At 62.3% G+C, this 17,829-nt stretch carries 14 protein-coding genes and 1 pseudogene; 10 read left to right on the plus strand and 5 right to left on the minus strand.

The genetic code is table 11. The features are described from left to right. The first annotated feature begins 2 nt into the window (after positions 1-2). From A0257_23165 to A0257_23210, 10 genes and pseudogenes are all read left to right on the plus strand, one after another. Positions 3-1,499, plus strand: a complete 1,497-nt coding sequence (locus A0257_23165; GenBank protein ID AMR25615.1) for a hypothetical protein — start codon at positions 3-5, stop codon at positions 1,497-1,499. 35 nt (positions 1,500-1,534) lie between these two features. Further along, on the plus strand, positions 1,535-1,912 hold the full coding sequence (locus A0257_23170) for a hydrogenase expression protein (GenBank protein AMR25589.1): 378 nt from the start codon (positions 1,535-1,537) through the stop codon (positions 1,910-1,912). After that, positions 1,909-2,634: a hypothetical protein gene (locus tag A0257_23175; GenBank protein ID AMR25590.1), complete on the plus strand. Its 726-nt coding sequence runs from the start codon at positions 1,909-1,911 to the stop codon at positions 2,632-2,634. Before A0257_23170 ends, A0257_23175 begins: the two co-directional genes overlap by 4 nt. Next, positions 2,631-4,892 (plus strand): annotated as a pseudogene (locus tag A0257_23180) (hydrogenase maturation protein HypF). Before A0257_23175 ends, A0257_23180 begins: the two are co-directional and overlap by 4 nt. Before the next feature lie 195 nt (positions 4,893-5,087). Beyond that, positions 5,088-5,360, plus strand: coding sequence for a hydrogenase assembly protein HypC (locus tag A0257_23185; protein ID AMR25591.1), 273 nt, complete (start codon positions 5,088-5,090; stop codon positions 5,358-5,360). Between the two features lie 2 nt (positions 5,361-5,362). Further along, positions 5,363-6,466, plus strand: a complete 1,104-nt coding sequence (locus tag A0257_23190) for a hydrogenase formation protein HypD (GenBank protein ID AMR25592.1) — start codon at positions 5,363-5,365, stop codon at positions 6,464-6,466. Between the two features lie 216 nt (positions 6,467-6,682). Then, complete coding sequence (locus A0257_23195) at positions 6,683-7,720, plus strand: hydrogenase expression/formation protein HypE (protein AMR25593.1); 1,038 nt, start codon at positions 6,683-6,685, stop codon at positions 7,718-7,720. 120 nt (positions 7,721-7,840) lie between these two features. Then, entirely contained in the window at positions 7,841-8,905 is a 1,065-nt protein-coding gene (locus tag A0257_23200) for a hypothetical protein (protein ID AMR25616.1), read from the plus strand. Between the two features lie 23 nt (positions 8,906-8,928). Beyond that, on the plus strand, positions 8,929-9,546 hold the full coding sequence (locus A0257_23205) for an urease accessory protein (GenBank protein AMR25617.1): 618 nt from the start codon (positions 8,929-8,931) through the stop codon (positions 9,544-9,546). Between the two features lies 1 nt (position 9,547). After that, positions 9,548-9,775 (plus strand): hypothetical protein, encoded by a 228-nt coding sequence (locus A0257_23210; GenBank protein AMR25594.1) that lies wholly within the window; start codon positions 9,548-9,550, stop codon positions 9,773-9,775. A gap of 104 nt (positions 9,776-9,879) precedes the next feature. Here the strand turns inward: A0257_23210 and A0257_23215 are convergent, their stop codons facing one another. From A0257_23215 to A0257_23235, 5 genes are all read right to left on the minus strand, one after another. Then, on the minus strand, positions 9,880-10,437 hold the full coding sequence (locus A0257_23215) for a hypothetical protein (GenBank protein AMR25595.1): 558 nt from the start codon (positions 10,435-10,437) through the stop codon (positions 9,880-9,882). 143 nt (positions 10,438-10,580) lie between these two features. Further along, positions 10,581-11,864: an RloA gene (locus A0257_23220; protein AMR25618.1), complete on the minus strand. Its 1,284-nt coding sequence runs from the start codon at positions 11,862-11,864 to the stop codon at positions 10,581-10,583. Between the two features lie 291 nt (positions 11,865-12,155). Continuing rightward, entirely contained in the window at positions 12,156-14,699 is a 2,544-nt protein-coding gene (locus A0257_23225) for an alpha-glucan phosphorylase (protein AMR25596.1), read from the minus strand. Between the two features lie 196 nt (positions 14,700-14,895). Then, the gene (locus tag A0257_23230; GenBank protein AMR25597.1) at positions 14,896-16,542 is read right to left on the minus strand and encodes a phosphoglucomutase, alpha-D-glucose phosphate-specific; all 1,647 of its coding nucleotides are present in this window, start codon (positions 16,540-16,542) and stop codon (positions 14,896-14,898) included. 346 nt (positions 16,543-16,888) lie between these two features. Next, complete coding sequence (locus A0257_23235; protein AMR25598.1) at positions 16,889-17,797, minus strand: F0F1 ATP synthase subunit gamma; 909 nt, start codon at positions 17,795-17,797, stop codon at positions 16,889-16,891. Positions 17,798-17,829: the final 32 nt, after the last annotated feature.

Below are 17,829 nucleotides of genomic sequence, written 5' to 3' on the forward strand. Positions count from 1 at the left end.
CCCTGCTCACCATCGTAGCGCCGCCCGCGCGGCACCCGGCCGTGGCCGCTGCCATCGGCCGCGAGCCGCGCCTGCACGAGCTGGTAAGCGTAGTGGCCGAAGCCCCGGAAAACGCGGACGACTTGCTGGTTGTGCGCGAAGACGGCCTGAATACAGCCGCCGACTGGTCGGAAGCCCGGCCGCCGGTGGTGTTAGCGCAGCCGCTGCCGTTTTCGCCCGAAAACCTGTTGGCGCTCGTCTTCGTGCGGCTGGATAACTGGGAGAAAGCCTGGCAATACGCCGCCCAAAACCCGTCGCTGGCGGCCGACCTCGCGCTGCTACGCGGCTTGCAGGAAGGGGCCCCGCTGGACGTGCCGGCCGCGCCCATAAACGACGTGGGCAGCTTCGGGCACTACCGCCGCTGGCACAACCGCGCCGTGGCCCTCCACTACGGGCAGCTGGCCCGGCGGCCCGCCGCGGCCGACGTGCAGTACGCTTACCAGCAGGCCATTGCCCACGCGCCGGGGGCCGATTGGCAGGCGTTTTCGACCAAGCACTACGCCACCTTTCTGCTCGATAACGGCCAACTGGCCGAGGCCCGGCAGCAACTGGCCGCTACCTGCGACCTGCCCCTGAGCGCCACCGCGCGGCACGAGTTGCTGGCGGTAGAGGCGGCCGTGCTGCTGCAACAGTTCACCGTGCCCTACGATGCCGGGCTCCTGGCCGAGCTAAAAGACAAGCTCTGGCAAACGCTGGGCTACTACGAGCGGCGCGGGCGCGGCCTCAGCGCCGCGCTTACCCTGCTCGATGCCGCGCAGGTGGCCAATTTCTCAAACAGCTTTGCCGAGGCGCTGGGCTACCTCAACCGCGCCGTGGCCCTGCTGAGCGAGGCCGATGCGCCCGAGCTGCTGGCCAACGCGCAGTACCGCAAGGGCGTGCTGCTCTTCACCTGGGCGCAGAACGGCAACCCGCAGTTTTATCGGGGGGCTATGAAAGCCTATCAGCAAGCCCTACAAGTGTTTACGCGCAACGAGGCGTACCCGGTGTTTGCCGAAATTCAGCACCATCTGGGGGTTATCTACTCGGAAATTCCCGATGAGGTGAAGAAAAAATCGGTGTGGGCGGCCATTTCGGTCAGTTCCTTCAACCAGGCGCTGGAGTTTTTTACCCGTGACACGCACCCCTACGAGTACGCCACTATTTGCAACCACTACGCCAACGCTTTCACCAAGTACCCGGCCGCTTTCAAGACCGATAACTTCGCCAAAGCCCTGACCTACTACCGCCAGGCCCTGGCCGTGCGCACCGCCGCCGCCTACCCCTACGAGCGCACCCTAACGCTGCTCAATTTCCTGGCCGCCGCCTGGCAGGTCAACCTGGCGCTCAACCCCGACCCCGCCGTCCTGCTGGCCGAAATGCGCGGCTATGCGCTGGAAGCCAGTGAACTGGTACCCGACCCGGCGCTGGTGCGCGAGGCGCAGGAACACCTAGAGCGGCTGGTGGGGGTAGAAGTAGAGTAACGTTCAAAAGAAGACTCATAACTATCTGTAAAGCAATGCACGAAGTATCCCTCGTTCGCAGCATCATTCGCACCCTCGAAGACGAGTTCGGGGCGGCGGGCGTGGCGCGGGTGCGCGACGTGTATTTGCGCGTGGGGCTGCTCTCGAACGTGGAGCCGGCCCTGATGCAGAACGCCTTTTGGGCGGTGCAGGCGGCCGAGGGGCGCTACGACCACCTCACGCTGCACGTGGAGGTGCTGCCCATCCTGGTGGTGTGCGAGCTGTGCGGGCACCAGTCCACGATTACCAACTACCGGTTTGCCTGCGCCGCGTGCGGGCGGCCGACCAAGAACATCACTCAGGGCACCGAATTACTCATTCACCAGGTGTCGTTTGAAGAAGAATCCCAACCCGTTAGCCCGTCCCGCCCATGAATATGCCCAAATCGAACCAGGCCCCGCTGGGCAAGGTGCAAATCGAGGAAACCTCGCTGCACCTGCTGAAGATGAACGACTTCATCGCCAAGGCCATCCGCGACCGGCTGACGGCCAATAACACGCTGGTTATCAACATCTGCTCGGGGCCGGGTAGCGGCAAAACCAGTCTGCTCCAGGAAACCGCCCGCCGCCTGAAGGACCAGCTGAAGCTATCCGTGCTGGTGGGCGACCTGGAAACCGAGCGCGATGCCGACCGCATCCGCGAGGCCGGCATCGACAGCCTGCAAATAGTAACCGGCGGCACCTGCCACCTGGAGGCGCAAATGGTGTTTCAGGCCCTCGACCACATCGACCTGCAAGGGGTTGATATTCTGTTTATTGAGAACGTGGGCAACCTGGTTTGCCCGGCCTCCTTCGACCTTGGCGAGGACTACCGGGTAGTGCTGCTGGCCACCACCGAGGGCGACGATAAGCCCAAGAAATACCCGCGGATGTTCGTCACGAGCGAGTTGCTGGTCATCTCCAAGTCCGATTTGCTGCCCTACCTGCCGTTTTCGGTGGAAGCCGCCACCCAGGATGCCCGCGACTGCAACCCCACCATCGAGGTGCTGACGCTTTCCAGCTACAAGGGCGCGGGCATGGAAGCCTGGTGCGAGTGGCTGCTGGCCAGACTCGCCGAGAAAAAAGCCGCCGCTCATTCTGAACCCCAACTCGCGTGAAAACCCACCACGTCCATTTGCGGGGCCGGGTGCAGGGCGTGGGGTTTCGGCCCTTCGTGTTCCGCTTGGCGCGGGCGTTGGGCCTGTGCGGCACCGTGAGCAACGGCGCGGATGGCGTGCATATTCACCTGCAAGCCGCCGACGACGTGGCCGCCGATTTCCTGGCTCGCGTGCGGGCCGAGGCCCCGCCGCTGGCCCGCGTAACGGCCGCCACGGTGGCCGTGTGCGACCAGCCGCCGTTCGCCGGTTTCACCATCATCGAAAGCACCGCCGATGCCCGCGCCGCCCTCTGGCTCACGCCCGATTTGGCAATGTGCGCCGCCTGCCGCGCCGAGCTGCACGACCCGGAAAATCGCCGTTTCGGCTACGCCTTCATCACCTGCACCGACTGCGGCCCGCGCTACTCCATCGCCCGCCAGTTGCCCTTCGACCGGGCCGTGACCAGCATGGCCGATTTCCCGCCCTGCGCCGCCTGCCAGGCTGAATACCACGACCCCGCCAACCGCCGCTTCTACGCCCAAACCATTTCCTGCCCCGCCTGCGGCCCCGCGCTGCACGGCTGGGAGGGCGAAAACCCCCTGCCGCCCGGCCAGGAGCTGGCCCGCGTGCAAGCCTTATTAGAAGCCGGCCAAACCGTGGCCGTGAAGGGCATCGGCGGCTACCTGCTGCTCTGCGATGCCACCAATGCCGCCGCCGTGCAGCGCCTGCGCCTGCGCAAGCACCGCCCCGGTAAGCCCTTCGCCCTGCTCTACCCCGATGCGGAAACCCTGCGCACCGACTGCCACCTGCACCCCGACGAGCTGGCCGAGCTAACCAGTCCGGCCGCGCCTATCGTGCTGCTAGCCGTGCGCGAAAACCCCGCCTCGGGCGTGGCGCTGGCCGCCGTGGCCCCGCGCCTGCGCCAGCTGGGAGCCATGCTGCCCAACGCCCCGCTGCTGGACCTGCTGGCCCGCCGATTTGGCCGCCCGCTGGTGGCCACAAGCGGCAACCTCAGCGGCAGCCCCATTGCCTACGACGATGCCACCGCCCGCGCCACGCTGGCCCCGGTAGCCGATGCGTTCCTGGGGCACGACTGCGCCATTGTGGTGCCGCAGGATGATTCGGTGGTGCGGTTCACGGCCCGGCACCGCCAGCGGATTCTGCTGCGGCGGGGTAGGGGCCTGGCTCCCTCAGTGCCTATGATAGAAAATTCTGAAAATCAGAAATTTAACCCACCAACCACGCTGGCTTTTGGGGCTTCGCTGAAAAGCACGTTTGCCCTCTCGGTGCCGGGCTACGTGTACTTGAGCCAGTACGTGGGCGACCTGGAGAGCTTCGACACGCAGGAGAGTTTCCGGCACGGGCTGGCTCATTTCCAGCGTCTGTTTCGTCAGCCCCCCGCGCAGCTACGCGCCGATGCCCACGCCGGCTACTTCTCCACGCAGCTCGCCACAGAATTGGCCGCCGACTGGCAGGCCCCCGTGCAGCTTATCCAGCACCACGCCGCCCACCTGGCCGCCGTGCTGGCCGAGCACGCGCCGAATGCCGAGCCCACGCTAGGCATCATCTGGGACGGCACCGGCTACGGCACCGACGGTCACATCTGGGGCGGCGAGTTTCTGCGGAGCCCGGCGGGCCAAGGCCCGCCGCGCGTGGCGCATTTTACCTATTTCGACGCGCTGCTGGGCGACAAGATGCCCCGCGAGCCGCGCTTATCTGCCTTCTCCCTGGCCCGCCACCTGCGCGGCGGCGACGCAGTGCTACGCCCCAAATTCAGCGCCCGCGAATACGATTTATACACTAGGCTGCTGGCCCAGAACAAGGTCAAAACCAGCAGCGTCGGCCGCCTCTTCGATGCCGTGGCGGCCGTGCTGGGCTTGGCCGACGCAGTGAGCTACGAGGGGGAGGCCGCGTTGCTACTCGAAACCCTGGCCGCTGATTATGCGGCGCGGCATGGCTACGCCTGGGAGCAACCGTACCTGGCAGAATGGGAGGGCGTCGGCAACGTGCCCACGCCCATTCTCATGCAGGAAATTCTGGATGACGTGGCCGCCGCAAAACCGGTCGGCTGGGTTGCCGCCCGCTTCCACCATTCGCTGGTCAGCATCGTGCGCAAAACCGCCGAAGCGCAGCAGCTCAAGCGACTGGCATTCAGCGGCGGCGTATTCCAGAATGCGTTGCTGGTGGACTTGCTGATTGATAGATTATCAAGTGGTTTTGAGCTGTTATTTCACTGGGAGCTGGCCCCCAATGACGAGTGCATTGCCTTCGGGCAGCTGTTTGCGGAGCCGTGTCATTCACCCGAACAAAAAACAGAACGTCATGCTCATCTGGCGTCCGCTTGTCGAAGCATCTTTACCGCTTCGTTGAATGAACCTGACGAAGCGGTAGAGATGCTTCGACAAGCGGACGCCAGATGAGCATGACGTTCTGTTTTTTGCCTTATTTTCCACTGCCTAAAACCACTATCCACCATGTGTTTAGCAATTCCCGGTAAGATAAAATCCATCGAGCTGCAATACGGCGGGCTGGTCCGCATGGCGAAGGTGGAGTTCGGCGGTATCGTCAAAGAAGCCAGCCTGGACATGGTGCCGCACGCCAAAATCGGCGACTACGTGCTGGTACACGTGGGCGTGGCCATCACCATCGTGGACGAGGAGGAAGCCGCCAAATCCTTCGCCTACCTGCGCGAAATCGGGGAGCTGGATGAGCTGGTGGCCGGCAGCCAAATCGATAGACCCTACTAGCCATGAAATACCTATCCGAATACCGCGCCCCCGAGCTGGTCGAGCAGTACCTCGCCGAGCTGCACCGCACCGCCACCCGCCCCTGGACCATCATGGAAGTGTGCGGCGGCCAGACGCATAGCCTGGTTAAAAACGGCATTATCAGCCTGTTGCCCGAGAACGTGCGCATGGTGCATGGCCCCGGCTGCCCGGTGTGCGTCACGCCGCTGCACCTCATCGACAAGGCCGTGTACCTGGCCGAGATGTGCGGGGTCATCCTGTGCTCCTACGGCGACATGGTGCGCGTGCCCGGCTCCAAACGCAGCTTGCTCGAAGCCAAGGCCAACGGGGCCGACGTGCGCATCCTGTACTCACCGCTGGAGGCCGTGCAGATTGCACAGCAAAACCCTGACCAGCAGGTTGTTTTCTTCGCCGTGGGCTTTGAAACCACCGCCCCCGCCAATGCCCTTTCGGTGGTCCACGCGCGGCGGCTGGGGCTCACCAATTATGCCATTCTGGCCTCGCACGTGCTGGTGCCCCCGGCGATGGAAGCCGTGCTGGACGACCCCGAAACCAACATTCAGGGCTTTCTGGCGGCCGGCCACGTCTGCACCATCATGGGCGTGTACGACTACGTGCCGCTGGTGCAGAAGTACCAGGTACCCATCGTGGTAACCGGCTTCGAGCCCGTCGATTTGCTCCAGGGAATCCTGATGACCGTGCGCCAATTGGAGCGCGGCGAGGCCCGGCTCGAAAACCAGTACACCCGCGTGGTGAGCGACGACGGCAACCCCGATGCCCGCCGCGTCATCGAAGAAGTATTCGAGGTGACGGACCGCGAGTGGCGCGGCATCGGCAACATCCCCCGCAGCGGCTGGGAAGTGCGCCCCGAGCTGGCTCAATTTGATGCCAACCGCAAGTTTGACGTGGCTATCGCCAAGGCCCCTGAATGCGCCGATTGCATCGCCGGGCAAGTCCTCAAGGGCATCAAAAAACCCAATGAGTGCAGCCAGTTCGGCAAGCGCTGCACGCCGCTCAATCCACTGGGCGCGCCGATGGTGTCGTCGGAGGGCGCGTGCGCGGCTTATTATCATTTTTCGCAGGCGGCGGTGCCGGTTTCTGCTTGATTGTACTGCGCAAACGGAGCGCCTCACCCCCCTACCCCCTCTCCGAAAAGGAGAGGGGGAGCCTGACGATTTCCCAATAAAAGCGTCCGTTTGCCGACGGTCAGCTCCCCTCTCCTTTTCGGAGAGGGGGCCGGCCCCAAAGGGGTCTCGTGAGGCGCTCCGTTCGCGCAATTAAACCGATTCTCTACCCTAACCGCCCATTACTACCCCCTCTCCATGAACCTTTCCTGCCCCATGCCCGTGCTGGATTTTGACGTGATAACGCTGGGCCACGGCGGCGGGGGCATCCTCACGCACCGGCTACTGGAATCCGGTGTATTCAGCCTCTTCAAAAACGACCTGCTGGACGAGCGCCACGACGGGGCCATTTTCGAGCTGACCGGCCGCGTGGCTTTTTCCACCGATAGCTACGTGGTATCGCCCATTTTCTTCCCCGGCGGCAACATCGGCGAGCTGGCCGTGAACGGCACCGTGAACGACCTAGCCATGTGCGGGGCCATTCCTAAATACCTCTCGCTCAGCTTTATTCTCGAAGAAGGCTTGCCGATGACCGAGTTCTGGGACATCCTGGTGAGCATCCGCGACGCGGCCCGACGGGCGGGTGTGCAGATTGTAACCGGCGACACCAAAGTGGTGGAAAAGGGCAAGGGCGATGGCATTTTTATCAATACGTCCGGCATCGGCCACGTCCACCCGCAGGCCCGGATTGCCAGCCGCCACGTGCGGGCCGGCGACAAAATCGTAGTGTCGGGTTACGTGGCTACCCACGGCATCGCCATTATGAGCGTGCGCACCGGCCTCACCTTTGAAACCGATTTGGTGAGCGACACCGCCAACCTCAACCACACCGTGGCCGCCCTGCTCGATGAGTTCGGCGAGCAAATTCACCTGCTGCGCGACCCCACCCGCGGCGGCGTGGCCACCGTGCTCAACGAAATTGCCCAGGATTGTAGCCTCGGCGTAACGTTGGCCCAGGATGCCATTCCCGTGCTCGACGACGTGCAAAGTGCCTGCGAACTCCTCGGCCTCGACCCGCTCTACGTGGCTAACGAGGGCGTTTTCCTGACCGTAGTGGCCGCCGAAGCCGCCGATGCCCTGGTGGCGAAGCTGCGCGAGCTGCCGCACGGCGCGGATGCCGCCATCATCGGCGAAGTGGTGGCGGAGCACCCGCGCCAGGTGGTGCTGCACAGCCGCATCGGCGGGCGGCGCGTGGTGAGTATGCTGGTGGGCGAGCAGTTGCCGCGCATTTGTTAAGCCCTCGCCCCAATGGAAACCCTCAACGTTTCGCTCTCCAATAACCCGAACGCGGCCGCGGTGGCCGGCGCGGGCGCGTCGAGCCCCGTGGCGTCGCTGCCGGGCCGGCCGCCGCTGGTAATGGGTGCGCAGGTGTTTCGGGGCGACGCGGGCAACCCGTTGCTGGCCCCGCGCGGCGTGTGGCTGACGGGCCAGCGCCTGCTGGTGGCCGATACGGGCCAGAACCGCGTGTTTATCTGGAACCAACTGCCAACCAGCGAGTTTGCCGCGCCCGACGTGGTGCTGGGCCAATTGGAGCTGCTCGCTACCGGCCGCAATTCCGGCCACCAGGCGGCGGCGGGCACGCTGCATTATCCGTCGGGTCTGTGGTCGGATGGCACGCGCCTGCTCATCGCCGATGCCTGGAACCACCGCGTGCTCATCTGGCACACGTTTCCGACGCGGCACGGCCAGCCGGCCGATGTGGTGGTGGGCCAGGCCGATTTTCACGGCAGCCAGCCCAATGAAAAAGGTATTGGCAGCCTACCCACCGCCACCAGTCTCAACTGGCCCTACGGCGTATTTTCCGACGGTCAGCGCCTCTGGATTGCCGATACTGGCAACCGCCGCGTGCTCTGCTACCACCAGATTCCGACCCAAAACCACGCCGCCGCCGATGCCGTCATCGGTAAAGATTCCTTTACTGGGCGCGACTACGAAAGCGCCCAGCCCGTGTGGCCCTACGCCGTGCGCGTGAGCCCCGCCGGCCAGTTGCTCATCGCCGATACGCAGTACTACCGCGCCCTGCTCTGGCACGACTGGCGCACCGCCCCGCACCAGCCGGCCGACGTGCTCATCGGCCAGCCCGATTTTGAGGCCAACGGCCAGAACCAGTACCGCCTCTACCCCGAAGCCAACACGCTGAGCTGGGTGTACGATGCCTTTTTCCACCAAAACCAACTCCTCATCGCCGACACCGGCAACAGCCGCCTGCTCTGGTTCGACCAGGTGCCCACCGCCAACAACGCCGCCGCCGATAACCTGCTCGGCCACGCCGATTTTGGCATTAGCAGCGAAAACGCTACCACCCGCTTCGGCACCGACCGGCAGCTGTACTGGCCCTTTTCGCTCTGCGCCGAGGACCGGAATCTGGCCGTGGCCGATACCGGCAACCACCGCATTATTCTGTACAAGCTGCCCGAATAAACGCACGTCTCATGCACGAATTTATGAATGCTGCCTTTCCCGTTGTCGTGGCCGCCGTGGCCGGTTTCTCGCACGCCTTTGAGGCCGACCACCTGGTGGCGGTGAGCAACATCGTGACGCGCCGCACCACGTCGCTGGCCGCCATCAAGGACGGCGTGTTGTGGGGCCTGGGACACACGTCCACCATTCTGTTGGTGGCGCTGGTGTTCCTGCTGGGGCGGCTGGTGCTGCACCTGGGGCCCTTCCGCTACCTCGAAGCCAGCGTGGGCCTGCTGCTAGTGGGGCTGGGCGGGGGGCGGCTCTGGCGCATTCTGCACGCCCAAAGTCCCGGCCACGCGCACCCGGAACCGGCTTTTTCGCTGGCCTACGGCGTGGGCATGGTGCATGGCCTGGCGGGCAGCGGGGCGCTGCTGCTTTCGGTGCTGACGCAAATAAAAAGCGGCTGGGACAGCATCGGCTACCTGCTCATTTTCGGCGCGGGTTCGGTGGTGGGCATGATGGTGGCGGCCGGCGTGTTCAGCCTGCCCTTCTCGGTGGCGCTGTTGCAAAGCAGCAGGCTGCGCACGGGCCTCACGGTGTTGTCGTCGGTGGTGTGCGTGGGCCTGGGCCTGAAAGTGTTGCACCAAAATCTGCTTCCCTAACGTGGAAAACGCCCCCCAAACCTACCCCGAGGCCGATTTCGTGGCATATGCCTTCACCCATATGGGCATTGCAATAGCGAAGCGCGACGGCCGTATTTTCGAGTTGGCCAACGGCTTCGTGGTCGAAGTCGAAAGCAAGGACCTCTACCGCCTCTCGCACGAGGGCTGGGTCATCTCGCCCTTCGACGACATCGAAAAGCTGTGCGCCTTCATCGAGCGCAACTCGTAGCTGAGCGGGTGCGCGTGGGCCGCCACCCGTTGCTACGCACCGCCCGCTACGTGCTAAATCCCTTTCGCATCGCAGCCGGTTGAGGCCGTTGACAGCGGGCCGCTTCACGTGGATTGCTTGGGAATATAACCAAAAAATGCTATCCAATTACGTATCGTTTCTACCAGCTTATAAACTTGAGTACTGGGATTTGTATTGAGCAACTCCTTACCTATATGTGCTAAAGCTAGTACTTTGGCGCGATAGATAGCATCCTGTTCACTACCAACTTGCATCACGGCATCTACAATATCCTTCTTGCCGTGAATATACTGAAAGGTGCTGAAAGCATCGTGCTTTCGTACTTCCTGTTCCAATTGCGCGTAAATAGTGGCGCGTGGAATAGCTTCGTCGTGGCTTACATCGGCTAAGTGTAGAAGCAGCCATAATTCAAACACTTCGTTGCTGAAGGCAAGTTGAAATTTATTATCGGCGGCCAATTTTAATGCCGCATGGAATCTGGCTTTTTTGCCGGGTGATAAGTCTGCGTCGTCCTTGTCGAACACCACCCAAGTTTCGTCCACTGTTCGGTTGAACTCCTCCGCCAGTTGGTCACGCTCGGTGCAGGCTCGCTCTACTACACCCTGCGGGTCGAGGCCGGCACCTACGGGACGCAGATACATAGTTTCAGGCGGAATATCCTGTTCAAATTTGCCAAAATAGTATGGCTCGGTTTGGCCATCCTCGCACACAATCAGGAACAGGTATTGATACCGCCGATGACGGATAGGGCGCTCAATTTCTGTCCGGGCACTTTTGCCTGCCCTTACGCTTCCTGCTTTGGCCACTTTGCGTTGCGGATGAAATTAAGGAAAGGTTGGAACGCCGGTATCGCACCATAACGACCCTCGAAGTACCGCTTCTCCTTATCAGCATCAGGCCGCTCCTTGCTGTTGATGCCATTCTTGGTCAGGTATTGGAAATCGGAAAGTGCATAAAGCTCAGTACCTTCCCACTCGTTTTTCTCGGCAAAGGTGATTTGGTCACGGCGTAGTTTAGCGTGAGTCAATAGATTGGTATCGTGGGTGGCAAACACCAGTTGCGCGCCGTTGGGGTTGCTGTCGCTATTCAGAAATGTATCAATGGTATTAAGCGTCATTAGCGGGTGCATATTGGCCTCAATTTCGTCTATGATTAGCACACCGCCCTTCGCCAATGCCCACAGCACTGGCCCGCTCAAACGCAAGGCATTCTGCGTGCCAGACGACTCTTTTTCATCTAATTTCCAGGTGCGCGTTCTATCGGTTGGCTTACCGTTCCGGTCGTATATGCGGTGGGTAGTCTGCACAGAATAGGTATGCTTGCCGCGTAGTGAACCTACTATTTGACTACGCATGGATTCAGGCATACTAGCTGGTAACTCCGATTCATCAAACTCTTTGGTTGTTACATTAATATCCAAAATATTGAGACTTAGTGCGGCCATATAACCCTTGATTTTATCGCGCATCTCTTCATCTTCCCACAGCGATACTGTCTGTATTTCCTGCGCTTGAGTATTGAGGCCATCCAGCATATTCAACCGGCCAAACCACTGCATGATGCTTTTTGCCTCTTCCACGTTCAGGGTATCACACATGGAGAGAAACAAGGCATTTGGCCTGGTTGCTTCGATAGCCGCGTTCATGAGGCGTCGGGAACCTACGTAGCTTGGCCCAACCTCAATCGTATCTCCTTCGCGGGCAAATAGATTTACTTCTCTACTGTCCTTTTTACGAAATAACCACTCCTCTATCACTTCGGTAGCCCCAAATGCTACACCATAGCGGTACCGGTTACCCTGTTGCACGAAAGTGATTTCAAACCTACTAGGCTTGTTTTCCCAACCTTCCCGTAACTCAAATGGGTCGTAGGGGAGCTTCGTAGTCGATGCCATTTGAGCCGAAAGATGCACTAGCCTGTCCAGCAAGCTTATAGCAAGCAGAACATTGCTTTTGCCACTGCTATTAGGTCCGTACACTGCTAACGCATTCAAGGCGCTGTACCGACCTTCTTCCCGAATGTTTTCGGGATAGTCGGTTTGACGAGTAGCTGGCACAAAGCTTAGTATCTGCTCTTCCGCAATTGACCGGTAATTCGACACCCTAAATTCAAGCAACATGGCTTTCCGCGTGATTATTCCGCAATAATAACAGGTTCGAGGTCAAAATGTATTGCTTCCGTTTCGAAGGGTTGGTCGATTAGTGGGATGAGTCACCTAATTTGCTCAATGGCATCCGGTAGCTTAGCGCTAATAGCAGCAGCAAGAAGAGGGGCTTGAAAAGCAGTAGCACCACATTTTTCTGACCGCCTGCCCGCTGGCCACCGTGATTAATTCTGGTAAACAAGCAGCTTGCCCGCATCAGTGCTGCCAGCGAATGTGCTGGTCGTCCAGCGGCACGGCGATGCCTTCGTAAGCCGGCAGGATGCGGGCCGTGAAATCACCGGTGGGGCGGGTCGTGGTGACGAGCGCCTGGTAGGGGTAGTGGCCGTCGGCATCGGGGGCCGCGTCCGGCTTTAGCGGGATTCGCAGGGGCGCGGCCCCGTTGAGGCCCGTCGCGTACAGCTCTACCAGCACCTGGGCGGGGGTAAGCGCCCCCAGCCGGACTGGTATTTGAAACCGGTAGCCGCCAGCGACGGTATCCGTTTGCACCTGGCCGAATTCCAGCTTATCCCACTCACTAGCAATCTGCTGGCGTTGCTGCACGATGGCCGCCCCGGCCGCGCCTTGGTTGGTGGCGCGCTGGGCGTAGCGGGTGGCGGCGGGCAGGTAGTAGCTTTCCGTGTACTCGCGCACGGTGCGGTTGGCCGAGAACTGCGGCGTGAGGGTGGCCATGCTTTGGCGCATCCGCTCGACCCAGCGCACGGGGATGCCGTGGGCGTCGCGGGCGTAGAACTCGGGCACCACCTGGGTTTCGAGTAGGGTGTAGAGCGCGTCGGCCTCGGCGGCGTCCCAGGCGGGGTCGTCGCCGTGCTCCTGGCCGTCGCCGATGGCCCAGCCCACTGCGGGGGTGTAGGCTTCGGCCCACCAGCCGTCCAGCTCCGAGAGGTTGAGGCCGCCATTCACGAGCACCTTCATGCCGCTGGTGCCGCTGGCTTCCCAGGGCCGGCGGGGCGTGTTCAGCCACACATCCACGCCCTGCACCAGGTGCTCGGCCATGAGCATATCATAATCACTCAGAAAAACCACGTGCTGATGCAGCTGGTGCTGGTCAACAAACTGTATCCACCGCTGAATCAGAATTTTACTACCCTCGTCGAAGGGCGGGGCCTTGCCGGCCAGCACCAGCTGCACGGGCTGCGCGCGGTTGGTGAGCAGGCGGACGAACCGCTCGGGGTCGTGCAGCAGCAGGTCGGGCCGCTTGTAGTCCACGAAGCGGCGGGCAAAGCCCAGCATCAACGTATTGTCGTCGAATACCTTACCAGCAATATCAACCAGCCCTGGCGGGTAGCCCGCCACAGTGAACTGCCGGGCCAGCCGCTCGCGGGTGTAGGCCACCAGCGCCTGGCGGCAGCTGGTCGCCAGCTGCCACAAGTCGGCGTCGGGCACCTGGCCGATGTGCTGGGCCAGCGCGGTCAGGTCGCCGCGCCACCGGTCTTTGCCGCAGGCGGTGGTCCAGATGGCATCGGCGGCCTCGGCATCCCAGCTGGGCATATGCACGCCGTTGGTAACGTAGCCTATCGGCACCTCCTCGACGGGCCAGCGCGGAAACAGCCCGCTAAACAGCTGCCGGCTCACCTGCCCGTGCAGCTTGCTCACCCCATTGATGCCCCCGCAGCCCCGAATGGCCAGAAAAGCCATGTTGAAGCTCTCCGAGGAATCGGCGGGGCGCTGGCGGCCCAGCGCCAGCAGGGTATCCAGGTCGATACCCAGCTCCTGCCGGGCGTAGTCGCCCAAAAACTGGTTCATCAGGGCCGGACTGAAGTGGTCGAAGCCCGCCGCCACGGCCGTGTGGGTGGTAAAGTGGTTGCCGGGGCGCGTCACGGCCAGCGCCGCCTCAAAGGCGAGGCCGGTTTCCCGCATCAAGGTCTTGGCCCGCTCCAGCACCACGAAGGCCGCGTGGCCTTCGTTGAGGTGGCACACGTCGGGCCGGATACCCAGGGCTTGCAGCACGCGCCAGCCCCCGATGCCGAGAATAATTTCCTGCTGAATGCGCTGCTCCATGCCCCCGCCGTACAGCTCGGTCGTGACGCCCCGGTGCTGCGGCAGGTTGGCCGGGTCGTTGCTATCAAGCAGATACAGCATCACGTCGCCCACCTTCGCCTGCCAGATGCGCAGCCACACCGGAAAGCCCGACAGGGTAATCCGTAGCCGCAGCCACTCCCCATTGGGCAGCCGCAGCGGGGTAATGGGCAGCTGGCCGGGGTCGTTGTACGGAAACAGCGCCTGCTGCATCCCCTGGCGGTCAATTTCCTGCCGAAAGTAGCCCTGCTGGTACAGCAGCCCTACCCCCACCACGGGCACGCCCAGGTCGCTGGCCGTTTTCAGCTGGTCGCCGGCCACGTTGCCCAGCCCGCCCACGTAAATGGGCAGCGCCTCGCTCAGCATATACTCCATGCTGAAATAGGCCACGCAGGTCAGGGGCGAATTCGGGTGCTGCTCTTGAAACCACTTGGGGCGGTCGGTGGCCTGTTGCTTTTGCGTCGTCAGGGCCTTCATTTGGCCTTGGAAGGCCGGGTCGGCGAGGCGCTTCTCCAGCACCTCACGCGAGGCGGTTTGCAGCACTACCCAGGGGTTGTGGGTGCGGTCCCACAGCTCGGCATCGAGTTGCTGCCAGAGCGTATCGGCCGCGTGGTTCCACGACCATTGCAGGTCGAGGGCCAGCTCGGTCAGGGTATCGAGGCCGGGTAGCTCGGTGGGTAGGAAGCCGTGGCTTCGGCTGAAATTTGGGCTGTCTGTGGTCATAGGGTTTGGGGGTTGCATTTTAGCTCGCCCTCCGTGTGACCCCACCCCCTAGCCCCCTCCCCTTCGGGAGAGGGGGAACTAGCTCTAAATCTAAAGGACTAATTGCTAGTTTTTTAAAGCTAAGGCTAGTTCCCCCTCTCCCGAAGGGGAGGGGGCTAGGGGGTGGGGTCACGCGGAGGGCGACACTGTTACTAAATCAGGATTTCGCCAGGGCGGTATCCACCATTTCCTGGGCTTGTGCCATAATCTTAGCGAGATGTTCCTGTCCCAGAAAACTTTCGCCATAAATCTTATAGATAGCCTCCGTGCCCGAAGGCCGGGCGGCAAACCACCCGTTCTCAGTCGTCACTTTCAGGCCCCCAATGGGCGCGTGGTTGCCGGGGGCCTGGGTCAGAATGGCGGTTATTTTCTCGCCGGCCAGCTCGGTACTGGTCACCTGGCTGGCGGTGAGGGCCGCGAGCTTTTGCTGCTGGGCCGGCGTGGCCGGGGCCTCCGCCAGCTTGGTTACCGGGTCGCCCAGCTCGTGGGTGATAGCCTGGTACAGGTCGCCGGGGTCCTTGCCCAGGCACGCCGTGATTTCGGCCGATAGCAGGGCCGGGATGAACCCGTCTTTGTCGGTGGTCCAGACCTGGCCATTAAGCCGCGAAAACGCGGCCCCGGCGCTTTCCTCGGCCGCAAACCCCAGGGAGCCATCGAGCAGGCCCGCGGCAAACCACTTGAAGCCGACGGGCGTTTCAAACACCCGGCGGCCCAGCCGGGTCGCCGCCCGTTCGAGCAGCTGGCTGGTAACCACCGACTTGCCCACGGCCGCCGCGTCGCCCCAGTCAGGCCGGTGCCGAAAGAGGTAGTCCACGCACACGGTGAGGTAGTGGTTGGGGGGTAGCAGGCCGTGGCTGCGGGTCACTATGCCGTGCCGGTCGTGGTCGGTGTCGCAGGCAAAGGCGATGTCGAACTTGTCCTTCAGCTTAATGAGGCTCTGCATAGCGTAGGGCGAGGACGGGTCCATGCGAATCTGCCCGTCCCAATCCACGGTCATGAAGCGGAACGTGGGGTCCACGGTCTGGTTAACCACCGTGAGGTTGAGCCGGTAGTGCGCCCCGATGGCTCCCCAGTAATGCACCCCGGCCCCGCCCAGCGGGTCCACGCCCAGGTGCAGGCCCCCGCCCCGGATAACGTCCATGTCAAGCACGTTGCCTAGGTCGGCAATGTAGGTATTGAGGTAGTCGTGCGTCTGCGTGGTAGCGGCCCGCCGGGCTTTTTCCAGCGACATGCGCTGTACCCCTTTTAAGTTATTGGTGAGCAGCTCGTTGGCCTTATTTTGAATCCACTCCGTCACGGCCGTGGCGGCCCCGCCGCCCTGGGGCGGGTTGTACTTAAAGCCACCGTCGTGGGGCGGGTTGTGCGAGGGCGTAATCACGATGCCGTCGGCCCAGCCGTGTTTCCGGCCCTGGTTATACCCCACGATGGCGTGCGAAATAACCGGCGTGGGCGTGTACTCGCCATCGGTGGCCAGCATCACGGTTACCCCATTAGCGGCCAGCACTTCAAGGGCGGTGCTGAGGGCCGGCACCGAAAGGGCGTGGGTATCCAGGCCCATAAACAGCGGGCCGTCAATCTGATGTGCTTTCCGATACAGGCAAATGCTCTGGGTAATGGCCAGGATATGGTCTTCGTTAAAGGACCGGGTGAAGGACGAGCCGCGGTGCCCAGCCGTGCCAAACGCCACGCGCTGGGCCGGCACCGCCGGGTCCGGCTTATCGGTGTAGTAGGCCGACACGAGCCGGGGCACGTTGACCAGGATATCGGGCGGGGCCGGCTTGCCGGCCAAAGGGCTTATCTTCATAAGGGGGGTAGGGTTACCTGATTCGGTTTTCGGCCGCCGCCGGAGAGCCACCACGAGAGCCAGTGGGTAAAGCAGGGCAAGATTACGCCCCGGCCAGCGCGGCCAGCCTGACGAAAATCAGCCCAAGGGGTGATAATTGACAGCTAATCGCCCTCCGCGGCAACCTCACGGGACCCCTTTGGGGCATAGCCCCTTCTCCTGCGGAGAGGGGGAACTAGTTTTAATCTTAAAAGTCTAGCCTCTAGAATGTTATAACTAGAACTAGTCCACCCTCTCCGCAGGAGAGGGGGCTATGCCCCAAAGGGGTCCCGTGAAGTTGCCGCAGAGGGCGAGTACTCAGCCCGCCCTACTGCCCCTCGCGCCCCTTATCCTTTTTCAATGCCTCAAACCCCGAAACCACGTCGAATAGCTCTTCGTCAATGGCGCTCTGCCGCTGGCGGTAGTACTGGTGCGACATGTCATCGAGCAGGGAGTTGATGTTCTTTTCGGCCCGCTGCATGGCTTGCAGGCGGCTGGCGTTCTCACTGGCCAATGATTCGGCGCAGGCTTTGAACAGGGATACGAACAGCAGCTCGTGCAACAGGGCCGCCAGCGTGGGCGGACGGCCACCCGCCACCTGGGGCACTAGCTTGGTGGGCCAGGTGAGCTGCGCGATGTCGGCCCGCCATTTGGCATCCAGCGGCAGCAGGCGCTGCTGCACGGGCTGATAGCCAGCGGCTTGGGTGGGCTGGTTGTGAAAGACGTAGAACTCCGTCAGCTCGCCTTTGGCCAGGTTTTGCTGGGCCTGGAGCAGGAGCTTGCCTACCAGCGGCGTAACGGCCTTGAGCGAGCTGGGCACGCCAAACCGGGAGGTGAGCGGCAGGCCGTGGTCGGCCAGCAGCAGTTGCACCCGCTCGCCCACGCCCCATACTTCCTGGGGGCCGGGCAGGGCGTGCAGGGCCTGGGCCACGAAGTCGGCCAGCGAGCTGTTGAAGGAACCCACCAGGCCCTGGTCGGACCCAAAAACCAGGGCGCAAATGCGGGGCGGGGGAGCCTTTGGAGGGGCCGGCTTCGGGACGTCCAAAGGCTCGCGGGGCTCCGAGGCGAAGTAGGCCACCAGGCCCAGCGCTACGGTTCGGTAGTACTCCGCGAGGGAGCTTACCGCCGCTTCGTACTGGCTGATATTGGCCGCCGCCATCGCTTTCATAGCCCGCACCACGGATTTAATATCCTTGGCACCCGCCATTTTGTGGGTCAGTTGTAGCAGCGTTTCCATAAGTAGTTCAGCGCAATTGATTTTGCAAAAAG

It is taken from the genome of Hymenobacter psoromatis, from assembly GCA_001596155.1.
In the GTDB taxonomy this organism is placed as follows: Bacteria; Bacteroidota; Bacteroidia; order Cytophagales; family Hymenobacteraceae; genus Hymenobacter.

Coding starts and splice junctions, on each gene's coding strand:
- A0257_23170 (AMR25589.1), top strand. CDS start 1,535: ATGCACGAAGTATCCCTCGTTCGCAGCATCATTCGCACCCTCGAAGAC.
- A0257_23225 (AMR25596.1), bottom strand. CDS start 14,699: ATGACCACAGACAGCCCAAATTTCAGCCGAAGCCACGGCTTCCTACCC.
- A0257_23230 (AMR25597.1), bottom strand. CDS start 16,542: ATGAAGATAAGCCCTTTGGCCGGCAAGCCGGCCCCGCCCGATATCCTG.
- A0257_23200 (AMR25616.1), top strand. CDS start 7,841: ATGGGTGCGCAGGTGTTTCGGGGCGACGCGGGCAACCCGTTGCTGGCC.
- A0257_23235 (AMR25598.1), bottom strand. CDS start 17,797: ATGGAAACGCTGCTACAACTGACCCACAAAATGGCGGGTGCCAAGGAT.
- A0257_23195 (AMR25593.1), top strand. CDS start 6,683: ATGAACCTTTCCTGCCCCATGCCCGTGCTGGATTTTGACGTGATAACG.
- A0257_23175 (AMR25590.1), top strand. CDS start 1,909: ATGAATATGCCCAAATCGAACCAGGCCCCGCTGGGCAAGGTGCAAATC.
- A0257_23185 (AMR25591.1), top strand. CDS start 5,088: ATGTGTTTAGCAATTCCCGGTAAGATAAAATCCATCGAGCTGCAATAC.
- A0257_23190 (AMR25592.1), top strand. CDS start 5,363: ATGAAATACCTATCCGAATACCGCGCCCCCGAGCTGGTCGAGCAGTAC.
- A0257_23205 (AMR25617.1), top strand. CDS start 8,929: ATGAATGCTGCCTTTCCCGTTGTCGTGGCCGCCGTGGCCGGTTTCTCG.
- A0257_23215 (AMR25595.1), bottom strand. CDS start 10,437: ATGTATCTGCGTCCCGTAGGTGCCGGCCTCGACCCGCAGGGTGTAGTA.